The following is a 22,267-nucleotide window of genomic DNA, read 5'->3' on the forward strand; positions in this document are numbered from 1 at the left end:
CGCCGGGGACCTGACGATCGGACGTCCCCCGGGCACCCCGCACGGCCCCGCCCGTCCCTCGTCGCCGAGGGCGGTCCCGGCCCGGCGTCTCGTTTCGCCGGTCCCGCCGCAGCCCCGGACGGCTCCCTGCCGCTTCCGGCGGACGGAGAGGGCACGGTGCTGCGGCCGGCGCCGAACGCGCAGAGCCCGGAGCGGTTCAGCGGCGGCGGCCCCGCGAGGGCCTGCCCCGACGGCCGCCCGGGGCGGAGCCGGTGCGCGCGGGGCGGTTCGCCTCGGCCGGCGGGGTGAGGACCACGGGCACGCCGGACGGCTCCTGGGCACCGGTGATGCGGCTCAGTTCGCCCTCGTCCGAGCGGACCCGGGTGATCTGCGGGGTGATGCCGGCGTCGGCCATCAGCCGGGTCATCTCGCGGCGCTGGTGGGGCAGGACCAGCGTGACGACGGTGCCGGACTCGCCGGCGCGGGCCGTACGGCCGCCGCGGTGCAGGTAGTCCTTGTGGTCGCCGGGCGGGTCCACGTTGACGACCAGGTCGAGGTTGTCGACGTGGATGCCGCGGGCGGCGACGTTGGTGGCCACCAGCACCGTGACCTGGCCGTCCTTGAACCGGGCCAGGGTCCGGGTGCGCTGGGACTGGGACTTCCCCCCGTGCAGGGCCATGGCGCGCACGCCGGCCGCCAGCAGCTTCTTGGCCAGCCGGTCCGCGGCGTGCTTGGTGTCCAGGAACATGATCACGCGTCCGTCGCGGGCGGCGATCCGGGTCGTGGTGGCGTGCTTGTCGTCGTCCTCGACGTGCAGCAGGTGGTGATCCATCGTGGCGACGGCGCCCGCGGAGGGGTCGACGGAGTGCACCACGGGATCGTGGAGGTACGTGCGGACCAGCCGGTCGACGTTGCGGTCCAGGGTGGCCGAGAACAGCATCCGCTGGCCCCCGGGCCGCACCTGGTCGAGCAGGGCGGTCACCTGCGGCATGAAGCCCATGTCGGTCATCTGGTCGGCCTCGTCGAGCACGGTGACGGCGACCTGGTCCAGCCGGCAGTCGCCCCGGTCTATGAGGTCCTTGAGCCGGCCGGGCGTGGCGACGACGACCTCGGCACCGGCGCGCAGCGCGTTCGCCTGGCGGCCGATCGGCAGGCCGCCGACCACCGTGGTGAGCCGCAGCCGCAGCGCCCGGGCGAAGGGAGTGAGGGCGTCGGTGACCTGCTGGGCCAGTTCGCGCGTCGGCACGAGGACGAGCGCCAGGGGCTGCCGGGCCTCGGCGCGCTGCCCGTCGACTCGGGCCAGCAGGGCGAGGCCGAAGGCGAGCGTCTTGCCCGATCCGGTGCGCCCGCGGCCCAGGACGTCCCGGCCGGCCAGCGAGTTGGGCAGCGTCGCGGCCTGGATCGGGAACGGCGCGGTCAGCCCCTCGGCGCTGAGCGCGGTCAGCAGCCGCTCGGGCAGGTCGAGTTCGGCGAACGCCTCGACGGCGGGGAGCGCCGGGGTGAGCGTGGCGGGCGGGGCGAATTCGCGGCTGGGGGCGGGGCGTCGCCCGCTGTGGCCGCCGTTCGCCTGACGGGAGGCGGTGTTCTGGCCTCCGGTCTTACGAGACCGGGACCCGTTGGTGCGGGAGCGGGTGGTGCCGTTGTTCCTGCGAGCCGTGCGGTCCATGGGGAACCTTCCTCGATGCGGCACGTATCGGGGAATGCGCGGCGGCGCCGGAGGGCCGCAGGATTCGCAAGAGCGAGCCGGAATGGGGGAAACGAGCCGGGGCCCGCACCGCAGGGGTGCGGGCCCCGGTCAGGGCAGAACGCGTCAGCGTCAGGCGGGAACGATGTTCTCGGCCTGCGGGCCCTTCTGGCCCTGCGTGACGTCGAAGGTCACCTTCTGGCCTTCCTGAAGCTCACGGAAGCCGGAGGTGGCGATGTTCGAGTAGTGGGCGAAGACGTCGGGACCGCCGCCCTCCTGCTCGATGAAGCCGAAGCCCTTTTCCGAGTTGAACCACTTCACGGTGCCGGTAGCCATATGAATCTCCCTTATGGGCAGTACTCAGGGCCCGCACCTTGCGGGCCCGTAGTCGCTGTGATGATCACCCTAAGGAGAGATCCGAGAATCCTCGGAAACAAAAAAGAGTGCTCGTCGACGGAGGTCGATAGAGCACTCGAAGTCTCTGGGAACCAAAACTGCAACACGACCGACGGTAGCACAGGGGATGGCGGATGGCCCGGAAAATCTCGCCGACCCCACCGCCCGCGAATGCTCAGGTGATGGCCCTGGCCGCGCAAGGCCGGTCCGGCACGGGGATCGCCGACTACCGCACGCCCAGCCAGCGGACCGTGCGCACCCACATCCACCGGGCGCTGCGGCTGTCCCTCACGACGGTGGCCGGCGGCCTGCCGATCGGCCGCCGGGCGGACGCCCCGGCGTGACGGCGCCCGCTACGGCCTGCCGTACACCGCCACCATGATGTTCTCCGCCACCTTGTTCATGCCCTGGCCCTTGGCGTCCGTGGAGTTGACGCTGTAGACGAGGGTGCGGGAGCCGTTCGGGGTGGAGGCGATGGCCGTGCTGTATCCCCAACGCCCGCCCGTCTTGCCCCACACCTCGCGCCCGCCCAGGACCTTCATCGACAGCCCGACGGAGTAGGCGGCGGGCCTGCCGCTGCCGACGTCCTTCACCTTCGGCAGCGTGAACATCTCCCGCAGCAGCGGCCCGCGCACGATCCGCCCCTGGAACAGGGCCCTGGTGAATCGTTCCAGGTCCGCCGTCGTGGAGATGATGTCCCCGGCCGCCCACGCGTCCGTCGCCCCCCACACGGACACGTCGCGCAGCCCGGTCGTCCCGTCGTCCAGCCGCATCACCTGGTAGCCGTGGTTGTGCGGCCCGGTGATGCGCGGGTTCGTCCCGGGAAAGCAGGTGTCCCGCAGCCCCAGCGGCCGGAGCACCCGGCGCGCGACCTGACGCTCGTACGTGTCACCGGTGACGCGCTCGATGAGGAGACCGGCGATCGTGTACCCGATGTTGAGGTAGTGCTGCCGCTCGCCCGGCGCGAACTCGCGCTTCTTCGACGTCGCCGAGCGGACCATGTCCCGCGGGTCGTGGACCTGGAAGCGGCCGGCGTACCACTCCTCGACCGTGCTGCCGGGGAAGTCGGGGGCCGGGATGCCGTGCGTGTGGTTGAGCAGCTGCCGGACGGTGACGTCCCCGTACGACGCCGGGATCAGCTCCGGAAGGTAGGACCGGGCGCCGCGGTCCAGGTCCAGGCGGCCCTCGGCGGCCAGTTGCAGGGCGACGGCGGCGGTGAAGACCTTGGTCACGGACCCGGCGCGGAACCGGGCGGCCGGATCGGCCGGACGACCGGTCCGCAGATCGTGCACGCCGGAGCTGCCCCGCCAGACGCCCTCCGTGCCCCCGACCCGCACGAGTGCCGCGGTCGCGTCGGCGGAGGGGAGGCCGGCGACGGCGGCTTCCAGGGCGGGGTTCGGGGACTGGGCGGCCGCGACGGCGGGCGGGGCCGGGGCGGCGGGCGGGGCCGGGGCGGAGGCGGCGGCTGGCAGCGCGGACGGCCCCGCCACCCCTCCTGCGACGAGCGCGGCGAGTGCGGCGAGCAGGCTGATACGGATGTTCACGGACAACTCCGTTGCGTAGGACCGGTGTTGTGGACGTCTCCATCCTCCGGACCGGCGACGCCGTGCGGATCGCCCGCGCGGGCGGTCCCGGCCGGTCAGTTCCTCGCCGACGCGGGGGAGGAGCCGGCCTGCCCCGCTCCCCCGGGCGGGGGATCCCCGGCCGCGACGAGGCCGGTCTCGTACGCGCAGATCACGGCCTGGATCCGGTCCCGCAGGCCCAGCTTCGCGAGCACGTTGCCGACATGGGTCTTGACCGTGTGGTCGCTGACGACCAGCTCGGCGGCGATCTCGGCGTTCGACAGGCCGCGCGCGAGCAGCAGCAGCGTCTCGCGCTCCCGTGCGGTCAGCACCTCCAGGCGGGGATCGGGCCGCCGGGGCCGGGCGGCGGGCCGGGTGTACTGCTCCACCAGGCGCCGGGCCACGGAGGGGGCGAGCAGCGAGTCGCCCCGGGCGACGACCCGGACCGCGTGCACGAGATCGTCCCGGCGGACGTCCTTGAGCAGGAAGCCGCTCGCGCCCGCGTGCAGCGCCTCGTAGACGTACTCGTCGGAGTCGAAGGTCGTCAGCATGACGGTCCGGCAGCCGCCCGCCGCGCTGATCGCACGGCAGGCCTCGATACCGTCCAGGCGCGGCATCCGGATGTCGAGCAGTGCCACCTGCGGCGCGTGCCGCCGCACCGCGTCGACGGCCTCGGCCCCGTCAGCCGCCTCAGCGACGACCTCGATGTCCGGCTGCACGTCCAGGATCATCGCGAAGCCGCTGCGCACGAGCTCCTGGTCGTCCGCGACGACGACACGGAGGGTCACCGCCCCGCCTCCACGGCGGCGGCCGGTACGGGAATCCGCACCCGCACCTCGAAGCCGGGTCCGTCCGCTCTCGGCCCGGCGACCGCGCTGCCCCCGTGGGCCGCCGCCCGCTCCCGCATCCCGGCGAGACCGTGCCCGCCAGCACCGCGCCCGGGTCGCGGACCCCGCCCGTCATCGGTCACCCGTACCTCCAAAGTATCTGTCGTGTAGGCCAGTTGGACGGACACGGTATGCGCGCGGGCGTGCCGGACGGTGTTGGTGAGGGCCTCCTGGACGACGCGGAAGACGGTGGCGCCGACCGGGCCCGACACCGGCCGGACGGCCCCGGCCGTCTCGTACCCGACGTCGAGTCCACTGCCGCGCACCCGGTCGAGGAGGACGGGCAGTTCGGCGAGGCCCGGCTGGGGTGCGCGCGGGGAGCCGCCGGGTTCGCCGCCGTCCCGCAGCACCCCCAGCATCCGGCGCAACTGCGTCATGGCGTCCCGCCCGGTCGCGGAGATGGCGTCGAAGGCGGCCTCGGCCCGCTCGGGCGCCGCCCGTACCGCAACCGGTCCGGCCTCCGCCTGCACGATCATCAGGCTCACCGCGTGGGAGAGAATGTCGTGCATCTCCCTTGCGATCCGGGCCCGTTCGCGGGCGGCGGCCTGCTCGGCCTCGACGCGGTGCGTGCGCTGCCGGGCGTCGGTCAGCCGCCCGAAGACGTAGGCGGCGGCGAACACGAAACAGGAGAAGGTCAGTTCCCGCGCGGTGCCGGTGTTGAGCCACACGCCTCCGGGCACGGCGACGACCAGTACCAGCGCGGCGGCGGCCCGCTTCCGCGGGGGCGACAGGGCGGCGATGGTGTACACCACGACGAGCCCGGTGTACGGCAGGGGCTGCCCGGGCCCGTCCAGGGTCAGCCGGTACAGCGCGTTGGCCGCCAGCACCGCGAACAGCATGGCGAGGGGAGCGCGCCGCCGCCACACCAAGGGCAGGACGGTGAGGGTGCTCAGCGCGTAGGCGCCCCAGGTCGCCGGCGGCAGCCCGGCCGCACGGGGCACCACGAAGGGCATGGTCATGGCGCACTGCACGAGCAGGGCGATGCCGATGTCGACGAAGAGCGGATTGGCCGCTGACAGGTCCCGGCCCCGCTCCCACCACCCGAGCAGATCCCTGCGTATGCCCGTCACGCTCACGACCCCCCGTCTCGTGCCGGTCGCTCGAACCTTAGCGGCACGGGGCTGCTTCACACCCGGGAGCGAGGCTGGAGATCTCCGTCCTGCCGGGCTCGGGGTCAGGCCCGCAGGTAGGCCAGGACCGCCAGGACGCGGCGGTGGTCGTCGGGGGCCGACGGGGGGAGGCCGAGCTTCTGCCGTCTGCTCGACGGTGACCGGAAGGCGGCCGGGGAGGTCGAGGTCGAGGTCCGCGGGGATCGGGCAGCGCCCGGCGATGTCCCGTGCGGCGGCGGACAGTCCGCGCTCCGTCAGGATCTGCGGAGGGATGCCCCGGGTCAGTTCACGGTGACCCGCCAGACCCGGCCCGGGGCCTCCCGCCTGGGGTTGCTCGGCGTGCGGCGCGCCGACCGCGGCGGTGAGGGCGCCCGGCGGGAGCCGGACCGGCGAGAGGGGCGGGGGACATCCGGCTCCTGCCGGTGCCCACCCGCACCTCTGCTTCGGTCCAGGCGGCGGCTAGCCGCCCACGTACCAGCTGAATCCACCGTTGTTGGCTGCGACAAGCAGCAGAACGAGCCAGAGGACCACGTCGACGACGCCGAGGATGATGCCGGCCTTCGCCATTCCGGCGCCGTTCTTGACCGCTGCCTGGCGCCGGGCGATGGCACCGAAGACGATGGCCAGCGGTCCCAGGATGATGTTCAGGAAGAACAGCCCGACGATGCCGCAGCAGAGGCTTGCGATCGCCAGGCCGTTGGTGCGCGATCCGGAGGACGCGGCAGAGGAACTGCCGTAACTCGCCATTGGATACTCCCAGTTGTCGGTTGCATGGACCGAACGGGCCGCACGCTCCTTTACTTTTTTTGCCTCGCACCTTCGAATGCCCCTGTGTGGCGTTCCCATGTCCGTGGGTCACCGGGCTTCTCCCAGGAAGCGGTCACCACCCGGTGAGCAGAAGGTGGTTGAGGAGCAGGGCGAGCACCGCCTGGGCGGTGAGCCAGGCGCGTGGCCGGGGGAGGAGCGCGCAGGCCGGGAGCAGCCACAGCGCGAAGGGCAGCCAGATGCGTTCCGTCTCCGCCTTGCTCATGCCGGACAGGTCGGCGACCAGCAGGGCGAGGAGCGCCGCGGACACGAGGAACGCGAGCCGGACCTCGCCGCCCGGCCGCGCGCGCCGCCGGACCAGCACGGCGCCCGTCCGCCGCAGGCCTGCCGCCGTCGCCAGTCCCGTGACGAACACCGTGCAGGCCAGGTTGGCCCACACCCAGTAGCCGTAGGGGCGGACGCCGCCCACGCCCTGGTGGTAACGCGTGACCAGCAGGTGGTAGGCCTCCCACCAGTCGAACCCGGCGAGTGTGAACGCCGCCGGGACCACGGCGAGTCCGGCGAGCAGCGGCACCAGCAACGCGGGCCGTTCCCGGATCCCGTGCCGGCCGAGCACGAGGACCGCGGCCCCGATCGACGCGACGAGCGTGAGGCCGTACGACAAGTAGCAGGTCAGGCCGAACAGCAGCCCGGAGCCCCCCGCCCACCACAGGGACCGCCCGGTCACCGCCAGCGCCAGCAGCGCCACCGCCCACGCCGCCACCGCCGCGAAGTACGCGTCGGCCGAGGTGCCCATCCACACGGCCGCCGGGGCCAGGACGAGGAAGGGGGCCGCCCTGCGGGCGAGTGTCTCGCCGGCCAGGAGGCGGACCGTGACGAGCACGGCCACGCAGGCCGTCGCGCCGACGGTGATGCACCACATCCCGGCCCAGCCCCCGCCCCGCAGCCCGATCCGGTCGAGCAGCACGAAGGTGAGCGTGGCGGCCGGCGGGTGGCCGGCGATGTGGGCGGGCCAGTTGTCGGGGGAGTCGAGGAGGATGTGCCCGGTGAAGCCCCGCAGCGCCGCCGGGATGTCGTGGAAGCGGTCGATGACCTGGAGGTACTCGTAGCGGGTGGTGAGCCGGACGGCGATGCCCCGGTGCCAGCCGTCGATGAGGGCGAGGGAAAGGGTCCACGCCGTCGAGGCGCCCCACGCCACCGGCAGCAGGGTCCGCCAGCGGAGCCGGGCCGCGAGGGCGGGGCCGTACGCCACCGTGGCGATCGCCACCAGGACGGCCGCCGGAGTGCCGGGTCCCAGGTGCGGCCCCCAGGACGCCAGCAGCGGCGGCCAGTCGACGAACAGCGTGCGGCTGGTGTCCTGGATGCGGCGGCCGACCAGCACGGCCGCCGTCACGAGCAGGACGGCGGCCCCTGCGGCGTACAGGTCGCGCCGCGCGCCTCGGGAGCGTGCCGGGGAGCGGGCCGGTGACGGGGCTGGGGGCGGGGCCGGTGAGGGGGCCGGGGAGGGCGGGGTGCGGATCACACCGGAACGCTAGGCCGCCCGGCCGGTCACGGACCGCCGTCCGGGCCCGATGTCAGCGTTTCGTCATGGGTCGGGCACCCCTGAGCGGGGTGACCCCGGCCTACCGTCGGCTCATGCGAGACGATCCACGCGAACCGCGGCTTCCCACGTCCCCCGGCTTCTGGCGCAGCCCCCTGCGCGGCCCCCGGTTCACCTCGGTGCTGGGCCTCGTCCTGCTGGCCGGCATCACGGTGCTGTTCGTGACGGGACTGGTCTCGTACGCCGCCTACAACCCGGACCTGTCGCCGGTGAACGACAAGACCCCGGACAAGGGCCTCCTCGGCTTCTACCTCTTCGACTGGCCGACGAACCCGCACTGGCTGTACCGGCTCAACCAGGGCGTCCACGTCACCCTCGGCATCGCGCTGATCCCCGTCCTGCTGGCCAAGCTGTGGTCCGTCGTGCCGAGGCTCTTCGCCCTGCCGCCGGCCCGCTCGCTCGCGCACGCCCTGGAGCGGGTCTCGCTGCTCCTGCTGGTCGGCGGCGGGCTCTTCGAGTTCGTGACCGGGGTGCTCAACGTCCAGCTGGACTACGTCTTCCCGGGCTCCTTCTACCCCCTGCACTTCTACGGCGCCTGGGTGTTCTTCGGCGCCTTCGTGACTCACGCGCTGCTGAAGATGCCGACGGCACTGCGCAATCTGCGTCAGATGCGGGAGGAGCGGTCGGAACGAGCGGAGCAGGAGGAGCGAGGGCAGCAGGGGGAGCGGGAGGAGCGGGACGACCTGGTGTCCCCGCGGCCCGCCGAGCCGACCGTGTCCCGGCGGGGTGCCCTGTGGTTCGTCGGGGGCGGCTCGCTATTGCTGTTCGCCACGACGGTGGGGCAGAACTTCGACGGCCTGCTGCGGCGCACCGCCCTGCTCGCCCCGCACGGCGGCGCGGAACCCGGCAGCGGCCCGAACGGCTTCCAGATCAACAAGACCGCCGCGTACGCCGGGATCGACGCGGCCGAGACGGACCGGGACGCCTGGCGGCTCGTCGTGACGGGACGCGCGGGCACGATCCGTCTCAGCCGCGCCCAGCTGGCGGAACTCCCGCTGCACAGCGCGGCGCTGCCCATCGCCTGCGTGGAGGGCTGGTCCACGTCGGACCAGTGGTGGCGCGGGGTGCGGCTGCGCGACCTGGCGGCCCTCGCCGGGTACGAGGACGACCCGCCGGACGTGTTCGTCGAGTCGCTCCAGCGGCGCGGGGCCTTCCGGAAGGCCGCCCTGCGCGCCAACCAGGTGGCCGACCCGCGCTCCCTGCTCGCCCTGTACGTCAACGGCGAGGAACTGTCCCCCGACCACGGCTACCCGGCCCGGATCATCGTGCCCGCGGCGCCCGGTGTGCTGAACACCAAGTGGGTGGCCCGGATGACGTTCGGAGAACTGTGATGCGAGGACGCCTCCCCCTCGGCAGCCCCCTGCAGCTGCTGCTCCTGGCTTGCTCGTTCGCGCTCGCCGCCTACGCGGGGGTACGTCTTCTAGCCGGCGACTGGCTCGGCGTGGCCCTGTGGTTCGTGGGGGCGGCCCTGCTGCACGACTTCGTGCTGCTGCCGCTGTACGCGGCCCTGGACCGGGCGGTCGTCCGGGGGCTCGGGGCGGTCCGGCGCCGGGAGTGGGTGCTGTACGTGCGCGTCCCGGCGGCTCTGTCGGGGCTGCTGCTGCTCGTGTGGTTTCCGCTGATCAGCGGCAGGGTGGAGGAGCGCTACCGGTTCGGCACCGGGTTGCCCGCGGACGTGTTCGCCGGCCGCTGGCTGCTGATCACCGCCGTCCTCTTCGGCGGCTCGGCGCTGCTGCTGGCGCTGCGGCTGCTGAGGGTGCGCAGCGCGGCGAAGCGCCGGCCGCCGACGGTCCACTGACCGGCCCGCTCCCAGCCCCGGCTGTACCGCAGCAGGGCGCGGGTGCCGAGCCGCGCCCAGGGGAAGGGGTCACCGGTGGCGGTGCGGGCGTCGGTGAGGTGGACGCGCACGCGTTCGTCGACGTCCGCCTCGGCGGTCTCGGCGATCAGCAGGCCGCCGGGGCGCAGCAGTCGTGCCACCCGGTCCAGCAGGGCGCGCGGGTCGCCGCCGATGCCGATGTTGCCGTCCATGAGCAGGACGGTGCCCCAGCGTCCCTCGCCGGGCAGCGGCTCGAAGACCGAGCGCCGCAGCGCCTGTCCCCCGAGCCGTACGGTGTGCTCCACGGCGGCCTCGCTGACGTCGATTCCGAGAGCGGCCCGGCCTCGCCCGGCGAGTTCCGCCACGAGCCGCCCGGGCCCGCACCCCACGTCCAGCACGGTCCCCTCGCACCGGTCGAGCACGTCCTGGTCGACCGTGTCGGCCCGGGCGCACCAGCGCTCCACCTCCAACGGCAGCAGCCATCCGTCGGCCCGCCGCAGGAACAGCGGGCCGTGACCGGCGCGCAGGGCGGCGTCGTAGGGGTCGGCGGCCGCCCAGGCGAGGGTGGACGGGGTGCTCATGGGGGGCCGGCCGGGCACGGAGGTGGCGGACGGGGTGCTCATCGGCGGTCGGCCGGACGAGAGGCCGGTTCCGCGGCGGACCGGGAAGCCGCGTGCGAGCCCCGCTCCCCGCCCGGGGGCGACCCGGCGCCGGGCGACGGCCGCGCGCCCTGCCCTGTGACCGGCTGCGTGGCGGGCCGCGCGTCCTCACCCTCGTCCTGCCCTCCGCCCCGCTCCCGGTCCGCCGTGCACCGGGCCAGCCGCGCCGCGAAGCGGCCGTGCGGGGCCAGCGCGGCGACCGCGTGGGCGTCGGCGGCGGTGTCGACGTCGCGCAGGCGCGGCAGGTCGCGCACCCGCAGGCCCGCGCCGGCCAGCCGGTCCCGTTGCGCCGCCCCCGTCGACGGCGTCGACATGGGCACCCCCCGCAGCAGGCCGGGGTCGGGACGTGCCAGGCCGAGCGCCCAGAAGCCGCCGTCCTCGGCGGGGCCGAACCACGCGTCGCAGCCGGCGAAGTCCACCGTGAGCAGCTCCGGCGTCACCTGCGGTGTGTCCATGCCGATGAGCAGCGCGGGGCCGTCACAGCGGGCGAAGGCGTCCGCCAGCCGCTCGTCCAGGCCGCCCGCGCACTGCGGTACGACATCGAAACCGGCCGGCAGCCAGGGGCCGGGGGCGCCGTCCAGGACCAGGACGCGGCGGGCGGCGGGGGCGGCCGCCACGGCGTGCAGGGTGTCCGCGAGGGCCGCCTCGGCCAGCCGGGCCGCCTCCGCCGGCGTGAAAGGCGGGGTCAGCCGGGTCTTGACCCGGCCGGGCCGCGGCTCCTTGGCGATGACGAGAAGCGTGGTCAACGGACGGTTCCCCCTTCGTGCACCGGCGTCTCCGCCAGAACGCGGCTCATGTCCCGTACGGCCTGCCAGGTCCCGCGCCACGTGCCCGTCACCTTCGAGGCCCCGGTGCGCGGCACGTACGGCACGTCGTGCTCGGCGACCCGCCAGCCGGCGTCGGCCGCGCGGACCACCATCTGCAGCGGATAGCCGCTGCGCCGGTCGGTGAGGCCGAGCGCGAGCAGCGGTTCGCGCCGGGCGGCGCGCAGCGGACCGAGGTCGTGCAGACGCAGCCCGGTACGGCGGCGCAGCATCCGGGCCAGCGCGAGGTTCCCGGCCCGGGCGTGCGCGGGCCACGCGCCCCGGCCCCGCGGGCGCCGCCGCCCGAGCACCAGGTCGGCCCCGCCGTCACGGACCTCGCGGACGAAGGGGACGAGCAGCGCCGGGTCGAGGGAGGCGTCGCAGTCGCAGAAGCACACCACGTCGGCGGTGGCGGCCGTCAGCCCGGCGTGGCAGGCGGCGCCGAAGCCCCGGCGCGGCTCACGCACCACCGTCGCGCCGAGCGCTCGGGCGACCTGGGCCGAGCCGTCCGTGGAACCGTTGTCGACGACGAGCGCGCGCCAGCCCGGCGGGATCCGTTCGAGTACCCAGGGCAGGGCCTCGGCCTCGTTCAGGCAGGGCAGCACCACGTCGACGTCCGAAGGTGTCGTCGTCACGGGTCTCACCCTACGAACGCGAACCGGGCATACCGGACTGCCGCTCCTTACGAAACGCGGACATCGGAGGCCGGGAGGGGCCCGGGCCCCGCACCGGCGGCGGCCCGGTGCCAGGCTGGTGGCATGCAGCAGCCCCACGAGACCCCCGGAACGCCGGACCGGCCCCCCCGGATCCTGGTCGTCGACGACGATCCCACCGTCGCCGAAGTCGTCGCCGGGTACCTGGACCGCGCCGGTTACGCCGTCGACCGTGCCGACGACGGCCCCACGGCCCTCACCCGCGCCGCCGCGCACCGGCCGGACCTGGTCGTGCTCGACCTGATGCTGCCCGGCATGGACGGCCTGGAGGTGTGCCGGCGGATCCGCGGCCAGGGTCCCGTGCCGGTCATCATGCTCACCGCCCGCGGTGACGAGGACGACCGCATCCTGGGCCTGGAGGTCGGCGCCGACGACTACGTCACCAAGCCCTTCAGCCCCCGCGAACTCGTCCTGCGCGTCGAGTCGGTGCTGCGCCGCAGCAGGCCCGCCGCCACCGGGCAGAACCGGCTGGGCGCGGCCGGCCTGGCCGTGGACCCGTCGGCCCGCCGGGCCACCAAGAACGACGCCGAACTCGCCCTCACCCTGCGCGAGTTCGACCTGCTGTCCTTCTTCCTGCGGCACCCGGGGCAGGCGTTCAGCCGCGAGGACCTGATGCGCGAGGTGTGGGGCTGGGACTTCGGCGACCTGTCGACCGTCACGGTCCACGTCCGCAGGCTGCGCGGCAAGGTCGAGGACGACCCGGCCCGGCCCCACCTGATCCAGACCGTGTGGGGCGTGGGCTACCGCTTCGATCCCTCGGGACCCTCTGGAGAGGAGACCGGATCGTGAACGACACCCTCCTCATCGCCCTGTACGCCTTCGCCGGTGCCGCTGCCACCGGCCTGGCCGGAGCCGTCGCGCTGCGCCTGATCCGGCGCCGCTCGCTGACCGCCTCGATCGCCGTGGTCGCGGCCGTCGGGGTCGTCGCGATGCTCGCCGGCACGCTCGCCGTCGCCTGGGCGATGTTCCTCTCCCCGCACGACCTGACCGTCGTCACGACGGTCGTCGCCATGGCGGCCGTCGTCTCCCTGGCCACCGCGCTGCTGCTGGGCCGCTGGGTCGTCGCCCGCAGCCGCGAACTCGCCGTGGCCGCACGCTCCTTCGGCGACGGCGGCGACTTCGCCGCTCCCGTCGGCGCCACGACCGCCGAACTGGACCACCTGAGCCGCGAGCTGGCCGCCACCAGCGCCCGGCTCGCCGAATCCCGCGAGCGGGAACGCGCCCTGGAGTCCTCCCGGCGCGAACTCGTCGCCTGGATCTCGCACGACCTGCGCACCCCGCTGGCCGGCCTGCGCGCCATGTCGGAGGCCCTGGAGGACGGCGTCGCGGCCGACCCCCACCGCTACCTGAGGCAGATGCGCACCGAGGTCGAACGCCTCAACGACATGGTCGGCGACCTCTTCGAACTGTCCCGCATCCACGCCGGCGCGCTGTCCCTCGCCCCCACCCGGATCTCCCTGTACGACCTGGTGGGCGACGCGCTGGCGGGCGTGGACCCGCTCGCCCGGGAGTTCGGGGTGCGGCTGGTCGGGGGCCGTGTCGAGCCGGTGCCGGTGGAGGTGGACGGCAAGGAGATGAGCCGGGTCCTCGGCAACCTCCTGGTCAACGCCATCCGCCGTACCCCGGCCGACGGCACGGTCGCGATCGCCGCGGAGCGGTCCGCCGAGGGCGTGGTGCTGTCGGTGACGGACGGCTGCGGCGGCATCCCCGAGGAGGACCTGTCGCGCGTCTTCGACACCGGCTGGCGCGGCACCCACGCCCGCACGCCCCCGGCCGGCGCGGGCCTCGGCCTGGCCATCGTCCGGGGCATCGTGGAGGCGCACCAGGGCCGGGCCGCCGTACGCAACATCCCCGGCGGCTGCCGTTTCGAGGTGGTGCTGCCCGCCGCCGCTTCGTAAGACGGGCAGCACCACCGGTCTCATGCCGCGCGCATCCCGGCCCGCGCGAATTCCGCCATGCCCTCCTCGAACCCGACCTCCGGCTTCCACCCCGACGCGTCCCGCAGCCGCGAGGAGTCGGCGGTGATGTGCCGTACGTCGCCGAGCCGGTACTCGCCGGTGACGACCGGCTCGGGTCCGCCGTACGCGGCGGCCAGCGCCCGCGCCATCTCGCCGACGGTGCGCGGGTCACCGCTGCCGGTGTTGTACGCCGTGAGCGCCCCCGGGGCGGACTCCGCCTCCAGCACCACCGCGTTGGCGGCCGCCACGTCCCGGACGTGCACGAAGTCCCGCCGCTGCCGCCCGTCCTCGAACACCCGTGGTGCCTCGCCCCGGGCGAGCGCCGAGCGGAAGAAGGAGGCGACACCGGCGTACGGGGTGTCGCGGGGCATCCCCGGCCCGTACACGTTGTGGTACCGCAGCGACACCGCCGAGCCGCCGGTGCAGCGGGCCCAGGCGGCGGCCAGGTGCTCCTGGGCGAGCTTGGTCGTCGCGTACACGTTCCGGGGATCGGCGGGGGCGTCCTCGCCGATCAGCCCGGGGGAGAGGTCCGCCCCGCACACCGGGCAGGCGGGCTCGAACCGGCCCGCGTCGAGATCGGCGGCGGCACGCGGCCCGGGCCGCACGACCCCGTGCCGGTGGCACTCGTACCGTCCCTCCCCGTAGACGACCATCGACCCGGCCAGCACGAGACGCCCGACACCGGCCTCCGCCATTGCGGCGACGAGTACGGCCGTCCCCAGGTCGTTGTGCGAGACGTACTCCGCCGCGTCGGCGACGCCGTCACCGAGTCCGACCATCGCGGCCTGGTGGCACACGGCGTCCACCCCGGCCAGGGCGCGCCCGACGGCCCGCGGATCCCGCACGTCGGCGCCGGGATCCTCTCGCACGTCGAACACGACCGCCTCGTGGCCCCGCTCCCGCAGGGCGGCGACCACATGGGACCCGATGAACCCGGCACCGCCGGTGACCAGTACGCGCATGCCCCCCACGCTAGGTCCGCACCGGCGCCGCGCCACGGGACCGCGCCCGTACGTCACGACTCCGTAAGGCATGGGGAAACGTAAGGGTTCCGTCACCCGCCGGACGGCCCGGGACGGCCGCCGCACCCGTTGAATAGGAGGGAACGGAGAACAGCGTCGAAGAAGAGGTGGCGATATGGGGCGGCGGCAGCGGAGCACGCGGGTCAGGCCGTGGATGATCGGTGTGCTGGTCGTGGCGGTCGCGGGGGCGGGCTTCGGCCTGTACTGGTTCCAGCCGTGGAAGCTGTGGCAGGACGAGACCGTGCGGGAGTCGCTGCCCGCCGCCGTGGAGGCCCGGGAACCGGCAGGGGAACCGGCCGAGGCCCCGTCCGGGGAACCGGCCGAGGTCCCGTCCGGGGAACCGGCCGAGGCCCCGTCCGCCGCCCCGTCCAGCCCGCCGGCCGGGCCGACGACGCTGACGAGCGGCGAACTGATCAGCCACGAGCACGCGACGTCCGGCACCGTGAAGCTCCTGCGGCTGGACGACGGCAGCCACGTGTTGCGCCTGGAAGACCTCGACACCAGCAACGGCCCCGACCTGCGCGTATGGCTGACCGACGCGCCGGTGAAGGAGGGCCGGGCCGGCTGGCACGTCTTCGACGACGGCCGGTACGTCAGCCTCGGCAAGCTCAAGGGCAACAAGGGCAGCCAGAACTACACCGTCCCCGCCGACGTCGATGTCACCCGCTACAGCAGCGTCAGTATCTGGTGCGACCGCTTCGACGTCTCCTTCGGCGCGGCGGAACTCGCCCCCGGCAGGTAGCCGGCCCAAGGGCACGATGCGGGAAGCCGCACGGGGCACACCCCCGGCGAGGCGAGGGGTTCCACTCGCTCACTCGCTGGGGCGGGCCCCCGGACCGGAACCGGCGGACGCCTCGTCCGCCGCGCGGCGGTACTCGGCGTTGATGCGCCGGGCCTCCTCCAGCTGGTCCTCGAGGATGACGATGCGGCAGGCGGCCTCGATCGGGGTGCCCCGGTCGACCAGCTCGCGGGCGCGCGCGGCGATCCGCAGCTGGTAGCGGGAGTACCGGCGATGTCCGCCCTCCGAGCGCAGCGGAGTGATCAGACGCGCGTCACCGATGGCCCGGAGGAAGCCGGGGGTGGTGCCGAGCATCTCGGCGGCCCGGCCCATGGTGTACGCGGGGTAGTCGTCGTCTTCCAGACGATCGCTGAGCGGAGTATCTGCTTCCATGTCACCTCGTAGTACAACGCGTCGAGGGGCCCTGGTGCCGTACGGCACCAGGGCCCCGAAGGAAATTCAACACCATCTGTCGGCCCTCATGCTGCGCCGACCTTCTGTTTCGCTACCCGGCCCGGCAACGGGAGGGGTGCGGAGATCGCGGCTGCTTGACCGGGGACCACCATCCATTCCGGGGTCTTGCGGTACCCGGACCGAGAGCTCCCCGGGCCGGGCGATCCTGATGGCGTCTGCTCCTCCGTCCTTCCTCTGGACCAACCACTTCGTGAACGGGTACTGCGGTACTGCTGGGCGAGCTTCGTCGATGAGCTCGTGCGACCGTCTCTACGGGAAGTAGATTAACCGCACCAGGAGCCAATGTCTACCTTGGCAAAGATAGATTTTGGAGTCCACGAGCCGCAGGCTTCCTGTCTCCTGTGAAGGGGTGGGCATACGACGGTGAGGGCCCTGCCGACGCGCGTCGGCAGGGCCCTCACCGGGCTCTCAAGTGGCGGCTTCCCGCCGGTGTCTCACACGAGGACGTCCCGCAGACGGACCCGGTCCGTGTAGGCGGGGCTGTCGCGCAGCACGGCGAGCCGGGCCAGCGTGACCAGGCCCGTGCTCTGGTCGTCCCCGTCGCAGAGGACGAGGTGATCGACACGGGCACCGGCCATGAGGGACAGCGCCACCTCGACCGTCATGTCGTCACGGATCCGGGGGCCGGACGCGTCCCCGACCGCGACCAGGGCGGCCATGGCTGCCTCGGCGGCTTCGAGGACCACGGCGGCATCGCGGGCATCGAGGGCCACGGCGGCTTCGAGGGCTTCGGGGGAGAGATCCAGTGCACGGTGCTGCGTCCGAACCGGCGTCATGGGTGTCTCCTGCCGAAGGGGGGGCGTGTGATCAGGGCGCACTAGGCGGCCGAGCCGAAGCCGGTCCGCCGCTGGGGCCTGCGGCGTGCCGCTTCGCCGACGGGCCGGCCCTGGGCGCCGGGGCCGCGCCGGCCCCGGCGGGCCCGGGAGGAGGACGCGCCGCGGGGGCGGTCCGCCTCCGGCGCCGTGACGACGACCGGCACGCCGGAAGGGGCCTGGGCGCCGGTGATGCGGCTCAGCTCCGCCTCGCCCGACCGCACCTGCGCGATCCGGGGGGTGATGCCCGCCGACGTCATCAGCCGGCTCATGCCGCGACGCTGAGCGGGGGTCACCAGGGTGACGACGCTGCCGGACTCGCCGGCGCGGGCCGTACGGCCGCCGCGGTGCAGGTAGTCCTTGTGGTCGCTGGGCGGGTCCACGTTGACGACCAGGTCGAGGTTGTCGACGTGGATGCCGCGCGCAGCGACGTTGGTCGCCACCAGCACCGTCACGTGCCCGCTCTTGAACTGGGCCAGGGTCCGGGTGCGCTGCGGCTGGGACTTGCCACCGTGCAGGGCCGCGGCGCGGACACCGCTGCTCAGCAGGTGCTGGGTCAGCCGGTCCACCGCGTGCTTGGTGTCGAGGAACATGATCACCCGGCCGTCCCGCGCCGCGATCTCGGTGGTCGTGCGGTGCTTGTCCGCGTCGTGCACGTGGAGGACGTGGTGCTCCATCGTGGTGACCGCGCCCGCGGAGGGGTCGACGGAGTGCACCACGGGATCGTGGAGGTACGTGCGGACCAGCCGGTCGACGTTGCGGTCCAGCGTGGCCGAGAACAGCATCCGCTGGCCCTCGGGCCGCACCTGGTCGAGCAGGGCGGTGACCTGGGGCATGAAGCCCATGTCGGCCATCTGGTCGGCCTCGTCGAGGACCGTGATGCCGACCGCGTCCAGCCGGCAGTCGCCCCGGTCGATGAGGTCCTTGAGCCGCCCGGGTGTCGCGACGACCACCTCGGCCCCGGCGCGCAGCGCACTGGCCTGCCTGCCGAGGGACATCCCGCCGACGACCGTGGCCAGCCGGAGGCTCACCGAGCGGGCGTAGGGGGTGAGCGCGTCGGTGACCTGCTGGGCGAGTTCGCGGGTGGGGACGAGAACGAGGGCGAGCGGCTGCCGCGGCTCGGCACGCTTCCCGGCGGTGCGGGCGAGTGCGGCGAGGCCGAACGCGAGGGTCTTGCCCGAGCCGGTGCGGCCCCGGCCGAGCACGTCCCGGCCGGCCAGGGAGTTCGGCAGGGTCGCCGCCTGGATCGGGAACGGAACGGTCACGCCTTCGCGGCCGAGCGTGGCCAGCAGCCGCTCGGGCATGTCGAGATCGGCGAACGCCTCGACGGCGGGGAGGGCGGGAGTGATCGTCTTCGGCGGCGCGAACTCGCCTTGTACGGCCCGTCCGGTCGGCCCGCCGCCGTAACTCTTTGCGCGGCGGGGGCCACCGGAGCGGGGGGCGCTGCCGCTGCCGCCTCCTGCGAAACGGTCATAGGTGCGGGGTGTGCGGGCACGCTTCATGCGGGACCTTCCTTGATGGGCGCGTGGCAAGGAATTCCCGCAGCAGAAGAGCGGCGCAGAGAATCTCGAGACGAGCCGAAAGCAGAGGGGGGCCGAGTCGGGCCGCCGGGAAACATGTCACCGGCCGGTGGCGTGGTGGAGCCTTTTCCGTCTCGCGCCCTGAAAAAAGCAGCGAGCTGGGGCCCGCACCCCAGAGGTGCGGGCCCCAGCTGCGAAGTATGCGTCAGCGCCGATGTCAGGCGGGGACGATGTTCTCGGCCGTCGGGCCCTTCTGGCCCTGCGCGATGTCGAACGACACCTTCTGGCCTTCGAGCAGCTCGCGGAAGCCCTGGGTGGCGATGTTCGAGTAGTGGGCGAAGACGTCGGCGCCGCCGCCGTCCTGCTCGATGAAGCCGAAGCCCTTTTCCGCGTTGAACCACTTCACGGTGCCAGTAGCCATTTTGTTTCTCCTTCGGAGGCGGTTTCAGGAATCCACCCTGTGTGAATTCCGTGTCGCCGTGATGATTACCCCGTAGGAAATGAACCTTCTGGCAACCACACCTGCAACTGAGATCGACAGTAGCACGGTGCGATCGGGCCTGCTGGGACCGAAATTTCCGATCCGGTCCGCGGTCGAGGAATATTTGGCGTGCCCCGCAGCTATTTCTCATTTCGCCGGCATAGATATTGCCCTCCGCAGGCACGGTCTTCCCGTCGCTCCCGTCCGCCCCCAGCGCTGTGACCTCCTCCGACGGGCTGAGCGCCGATGTGGCCGTCCCCGGCGGCGGACACCACGGCCGGCACACCGAAAGCCCCCTGCCGCGATGTAGGTCACATCACCCGACCGGCCCCGTCGGGGCACGGACACCGGAACGACGTCCCTTGCGCCAGGGCCCTGTGTCCCTGCCGGCCGCACGAGGCCGTCAGCCGGCGTGGGCGGCGGTCCAGGTGACGTGAGGGGGCTCGACGCGTGCGCACAGGGGCCCGCCTCGCGCGTCGGTCAGGCCGAGGCGTCCGACCAGCAGCCCGTCGCGTGCGGCGACGGCGAGGACGTCGGCGGGGACGACGTCGAGCATCAGCTTGGCGCGGCGGAACATCGTGAAGGTGCCCGACTCGTCGACCGTGCCCCACGACAGGTAGATGAACCGCCGGCCCAGACGGTCCTGCACGTAGGGGCCCTTGATCTCCGTGCCGTCCGGGGAGACGCGCGTGGTGCACTCCAGGGTCCACGTCGCGGACGGTGCGTCGCCTCGCTGTGGCTCGAGGACTTCCGCCGGGCGGTCGCGGCGTTGCACGCCGACGTGGAGGTTGCCGTACGCGGGGACCTTGCCGTCGGCGGAGGCGGGGCGGGTGAGGCCGGGCAGGTCGACGGCGTCGATGCGGATGCGCATGGGGCCATCATCCCGCCGTCGCACATGTCCGCCGCACACGCCCCGCCTCCGCCGACGGTCGGCACGCCCACCGGCCGGCCCGTGCCGCCCGGGCGCCAGGATGGCGCGGACCGGGCAGTCCGGGGGACGCCGCGGAGCGGTGAGCGGCCCGGCCGATGGTCCGGCTACTGGCCCTTCCCGCCGCTTGCCTGACCGTTGCCGGTTCCGTCGCCGGTCCCGCTGCCGGTTCCGTCGCCGGTCCCGCTGCCGGTTCCGTTGCCTGCGTCGGCGCCGTCGTTGCCTGGACTCCGGTTGCCCGACGTGCCGTTGTTGCCGGACGTGCCGGTGTTCCCCGCCGCGCCCGCGCCCGCGCCTGTGCCCGTGCCTGTTCCTGTGCCGGCGTCCGAGGCGTTCTCGCCGGTTTTGCCCGTTTCGCCGGACCTGCTCGTTGTCGGTGCGGTTGTCGCCCGTGCCAGCTGCTCCGCGCAGTACGCGGCGACCTTGCCCTCGCCGCCCGCCGCCGCGGTGAGCTGCCGCCAGGCCGTCGCGTCGACCGCCTTGCCGCGGCCCTTGACCTGCTCGTAGGCGCGGCAGTGGGCCTCGGTGTCCTGGGCGGCGGCCGGGCCCTCCGCCGGTCCGGTGCCGCCGCGGGAGGCCGACGGGGTCTCACCGCCCGGCCGGGCCGGGGCGGGCACCGAGGGGTGCGCGGTCTTCCCGTCGGTACCGGGGCCGTCCGTGGACGAACCGGCCGAACCGATGGCCGCGACCGCGACCCCGCCCAGGGTGAGGCTGGCGAACACGGCGGCGAACGTCGTCTTCACAGGGCGCCCGGCACGCCGCTCCGCGGGCGGCCGCCAGTCGTCCCGGCGCCGGGTACGCGCCCGATGCGCGCCCGCGCCGCGGGCGGCCCGGAAGGCGGCCACGGCCCGGTGCTCGGCCTCGGGGGCGGGATCGGCGCCGCGCAGCACGGTGGCCAGCACCGTCTCCAGCGCGGTGTCGTCGCGCAGGCCCTCCGGGCCGGACGCGGCGTCGTCAGGGTGCTCACGCCGACGGCCCGGCACTCCGTCGCCGCTCAGCCGTTCACCCATGTCCGCTTCCGTTCCTGTCCGACATGATCGATTCACCTGGCGTCCCGGGCCCTGGTGCCGGTCCGCCGACCCACTGCCGCGGGTGTCGTTCACTTCGACTCCCCCAGCGTCCGGGAAGCCTCATCCGTCACACCCTCCGCCGCCCGGCCCCCGACGCCCAACTGCTGGGCCAGGCGCTTCAGACCCCGGTGGGCGGCGGTGCGCACCGCTCCCGGGCGCTTGCCGAGGACGCGCGCGGCGGCGGTGCCGTCCAGGCCGACGACGACCCGCAGGAGCACGGCCTCGGCCTGGTCCTTCGGCAGCCCGCGGACCAGTTCCAGGGCCCGCTCGGTGGAGAGCGTCTCCAGTGCCTGGTCATAGGTGCTGTGCGGGCCGGGCAGGTCCAGTACGTCCTGTTCGGTCCCTCCCGGCCGGGGCCGTGCGCGCTGGCGGCGCAGATGGTCCAGCGCCCGGTGCCGGGCGATGGTCGCCGTCCAGCCGCGGAAGCCGGCCCCGTCGCCCTTGAACCGTCCGATGTCCCGGGCGATCTCCAGCCAGGCGTCGGACGCCACGTCCTCCGCGTCCTCGCCGACGAATCCGCGCAGATAGCCGAGCAGGCCGGGCTGCACGATCCGGTAGGCCACCGCGAAGGCGGTCTCGTCCCCGTCCTGGGCCCGCGCGACCGCAGCGCCCAATTCCCCGTCGTACGTCTGTACGCGGCGGGATTGCCGTGCCTGGCCCAAGACTGTCCTCGTTCGCACCTGGTTCAAAAGCGAGTCCGTTCCGTCCGACGAGCCCCGTTGGCATCGACGGCCCCATGGAGACCAGCGTGCGTTCGCACAGAAGTGTCACAACAGATCACGCGCCCCTCACATCGCCGTCGGCGCCCCTGTCACCTGCGCGGCGAAGCCGCGAGGGGCGTCGGCAGCGTCAAGAAGACGGCCTCGCGGGGACGTTGAGCCGGTCCGTGTTCCGGCGCCGGACGGCGTCACGGCTCCGCGACACCCGGCGGATCCGGGGTTGGGACACCTGTGCGCGACCCGCGCCGTCCCGGCCGGGTGACGTATCGCGCCGGCCGTGCGCTGTGTGAGTACCGAGTCCGCGCCGGACAGGCCGACGGTGATCGGCGATCGCCGGGCCGGACATCGGTGCCGCGACCACCCCGGAGCTCTCTCCGTGCCGCTCCTGACTCCCCCCGGGGAGCGACATGGAGAGGGGCGGGGGGGGGGGGGGGGGGGGTCCCCCCCCCCCCCTCTCCCCCCCCCCCCCCCCCCCTCCAGGTACGGAGGGGCACCCCCCACCCCCCCACCCCCCCCCCCACCCCCCCCCACC

General features: G+C 73.9%; 22 protein-coding genes and 1 pseudogene. 5 read left to right on the forward strand and 18 right to left on the reverse strand.

Features of this window, described 5'->3' with window-relative positions:
• Positions 1-196: 196 nt before the first annotated feature.
• Both ACZ5TL_RS02170 and ACZ5TL_RS02175 read right to left on the reverse strand, forming a co-directional pair.
• Positions 197-1,645 carry a DEAD/DEAH box helicase gene (locus ACZ5TL_RS02170; RefSeq protein WP_468586704.1) on the reverse strand — a complete coding sequence of 483 codons (1,449 nt, stop codon included), beginning with the start codon at positions 1,643-1,645 and terminating at the stop codon, positions 197-199.
• Between the two features lie 150 nt (positions 1,646-1,795).
• Positions 1,796-1,999, reverse strand: coding sequence for a cold-shock protein (locus ACZ5TL_RS02175; RefSeq protein WP_003991681.1), 204 nt, complete (start codon positions 1,997-1,999; stop codon positions 1,796-1,798).
• 242 nt (positions 2,000-2,241) lie between these two features.
• On the opposite strand from ACZ5TL_RS02175, the gene ACZ5TL_RS02180 reads away from it, so the two are divergent.
• Complete coding sequence (locus ACZ5TL_RS02180; protein ID WP_468586706.1) at positions 2,242-2,403, forward strand: hypothetical protein; 162 nt, start codon at positions 2,242-2,244, stop codon at positions 2,401-2,403.
• A 9-nt stretch (positions 2,404-2,412) separates the two neighbouring features.
• Here the strand turns inward: ACZ5TL_RS02180 and ACZ5TL_RS02185 are convergent, their stop codons facing one another.
• The 5 genes from ACZ5TL_RS02185 to ACZ5TL_RS02205 form a co-directional block, all read right to left on the reverse strand.
• Positions 2,413-3,603 carry a serine hydrolase domain-containing protein gene (locus ACZ5TL_RS02185; protein WP_468586708.1) on the reverse strand — a complete coding sequence of 397 codons (1,191 nt, stop codon included), beginning with the start codon at positions 3,601-3,603 and terminating at the stop codon, positions 2,413-2,415.
• A gap of 95 nt (positions 3,604-3,698) precedes the next feature.
• Positions 3,699-4,409, reverse strand: a complete 711-nt coding sequence (locus tag ACZ5TL_RS02190; protein WP_468586710.1) for a response regulator — start codon at positions 4,407-4,409, stop codon at positions 3,699-3,701.
• Positions 4,406-5,578: a sensor histidine kinase gene (locus tag ACZ5TL_RS02195; protein WP_468586712.1), complete on the reverse strand. Its 1,173-nt coding sequence runs from the start codon at positions 5,576-5,578 to the stop codon at positions 4,406-4,408. Before ACZ5TL_RS02195 ends, ACZ5TL_RS02190 begins: the two co-directional genes overlap by 4 nt.
• A gap of 498 nt (positions 5,579-6,076) precedes the next feature.
• On the reverse strand, positions 6,077-6,364 hold the full coding sequence (locus ACZ5TL_RS02200; RefSeq protein ID WP_468586714.1) for a DUF4190 domain-containing protein: 288 nt from the start codon (positions 6,362-6,364) through the stop codon (positions 6,077-6,079).
• Between the two features lie 133 nt (positions 6,365-6,497).
• On the reverse strand, positions 6,498-7,805 hold the full coding sequence (locus tag ACZ5TL_RS02205; protein WP_468587086.1) for a hypothetical protein: 1,308 nt from the start codon (positions 7,803-7,805) through the stop codon (positions 6,498-6,500).
• A gap of 212 nt (positions 7,806-8,017) precedes the next feature.
• Here ACZ5TL_RS02205 and ACZ5TL_RS02210 point away from each other — a divergent pair, with 212 nt between their 5' ends.
• Positions 8,018-9,313, forward strand: coding sequence for a molybdopterin-dependent oxidoreductase (locus ACZ5TL_RS02210; protein ID WP_468586716.1), 1,296 nt, complete (start codon positions 8,018-8,020; stop codon positions 9,311-9,313).
• Positions 9,314-9,626: 313 nt separating this feature from the next.
• On the opposite strand, the gene ACZ5TL_RS02215 is transcribed toward ACZ5TL_RS02210, so the two are convergent.
• The 3 genes and pseudogenes from ACZ5TL_RS02215 to ACZ5TL_RS02225 all read right to left on the reverse strand — a co-directional run bounded on the left by ACZ5TL_RS02215 (position 9,627) and on the right by ACZ5TL_RS02225 (position 11,904).
• Positions 9,627-10,421, reverse strand: a complete 795-nt coding sequence (locus ACZ5TL_RS02215) for a class I SAM-dependent methyltransferase (protein WP_468586718.1) — start codon at positions 10,419-10,421, stop codon at positions 9,627-9,629.
• 179 nt (positions 10,422-10,600) lie between these two features.
• Positions 10,601-11,203 (reverse strand): annotated as a pseudogene (locus ACZ5TL_RS02220) (TIGR04282 family arsenosugar biosynthesis glycosyltransferase); the annotation flags it as partial.
• Complete coding sequence (locus ACZ5TL_RS02225) at positions 11,200-11,904, reverse strand: glycosyltransferase family 2 protein (RefSeq protein ID WP_468586720.1); 705 nt, start codon at positions 11,902-11,904, stop codon at positions 11,200-11,202. The pseudogene ACZ5TL_RS02220 and the gene ACZ5TL_RS02225, both read right to left, overlap by 4 nt.
• Before the next feature lie 114 nt (positions 11,905-12,018).
• On the opposite strand from ACZ5TL_RS02225, the gene ACZ5TL_RS02230 reads away from it, so the two are divergent.
• Entirely contained in the window at positions 12,019-12,762 is a 744-nt protein-coding gene (locus ACZ5TL_RS02230) for a response regulator transcription factor (protein WP_468586722.1), read from the forward strand.
• Entirely contained in the window at positions 12,759-13,871 is a 1,113-nt protein-coding gene (locus ACZ5TL_RS02235; protein WP_468586724.1) for a sensor histidine kinase, read from the forward strand. The genes ACZ5TL_RS02230 and ACZ5TL_RS02235 overlap by 4 nt, the downstream gene beginning before the upstream one ends.
• 20 nt (positions 13,872-13,891) lie before the next feature.
• Here the strand turns inward: ACZ5TL_RS02235 and ACZ5TL_RS02240 are convergent, their stop codons facing one another.
• Positions 13,892-14,893, reverse strand: a complete 1,002-nt coding sequence (locus tag ACZ5TL_RS02240) for an NAD-dependent epimerase/dehydratase family protein (protein ID WP_468586726.1) — start codon at positions 14,891-14,893, stop codon at positions 13,892-13,894.
• Between the two features lie 214 nt (positions 14,894-15,107).
• Here ACZ5TL_RS02240 and ACZ5TL_RS02245 point away from each other — a divergent pair, with 214 nt between their 5' ends.
• Positions 15,108-15,695, forward strand: a complete 588-nt coding sequence (locus ACZ5TL_RS02245) for a DM13 domain-containing protein (protein ID WP_468586728.1) — start codon at positions 15,108-15,110, stop codon at positions 15,693-15,695.
• Positions 15,696-15,764: 69 nt separating this feature from the next.
• On the opposite strand, the gene ACZ5TL_RS02250 is transcribed toward ACZ5TL_RS02245, so the two are convergent.
• The 7 genes from ACZ5TL_RS02250 to ACZ5TL_RS02280 form a co-directional block, all read right to left on the reverse strand.
• A complete protein-coding gene (locus tag ACZ5TL_RS02250) occupies positions 15,765-16,124 on the reverse strand; it encodes a MerR family transcriptional regulator (protein WP_468586730.1) in 360 nt (119 codons plus the stop codon).
• Between the two features lie 515 nt (positions 16,125-16,639).
• A complete protein-coding gene (locus tag ACZ5TL_RS02255; RefSeq protein WP_468587088.1) occupies positions 16,640-16,864 on the reverse strand; it encodes a CBS domain-containing protein in 225 nt (74 codons plus the stop codon).
• 158 nt (positions 16,865-17,022) lie between these two features.
• On the reverse strand, positions 17,023-18,519 hold the full coding sequence (locus tag ACZ5TL_RS02260; RefSeq protein ID WP_468586732.1) for a DEAD/DEAH box helicase: 1,497 nt from the start codon (positions 18,517-18,519) through the stop codon (positions 17,023-17,025).
• A gap of 235 nt (positions 18,520-18,754) precedes the next feature.
• Positions 18,755-18,958 (reverse strand): cold-shock protein, encoded by a 204-nt coding sequence (locus ACZ5TL_RS02265; RefSeq protein ID WP_028799214.1) that lies wholly within the window; start codon positions 18,956-18,958, stop codon positions 18,755-18,757.
• Between the two features lie 463 nt (positions 18,959-19,421).
• Positions 19,422-19,889 (reverse strand): DUF5990 family protein, encoded by a 468-nt coding sequence (locus tag ACZ5TL_RS02270; RefSeq protein ID WP_468586734.1) that lies wholly within the window; start codon positions 19,887-19,889, stop codon positions 19,422-19,424.
• Positions 19,890-20,053: 164 nt separating this feature from the next.
• Positions 20,054-20,956 (reverse strand): hypothetical protein, encoded by a 903-nt coding sequence (locus tag ACZ5TL_RS02275; RefSeq protein WP_468586736.1) that lies wholly within the window; start codon positions 20,954-20,956, stop codon positions 20,054-20,056.
• An 89-nt stretch (positions 20,957-21,045) separates the two neighbouring features.
• Positions 21,046-21,678 carry an RNA polymerase sigma factor gene (locus ACZ5TL_RS02280; RefSeq protein ID WP_468586738.1) on the reverse strand — a complete coding sequence of 211 codons (633 nt, stop codon included), beginning with the start codon at positions 21,676-21,678 and terminating at the stop codon, positions 21,046-21,048.
• Positions 21,679-22,267: the final 589 nt, after the last annotated feature.

It is taken from the genome of Streptomyces sp. NPDC033136 (genome assembly GCF_055578235.1).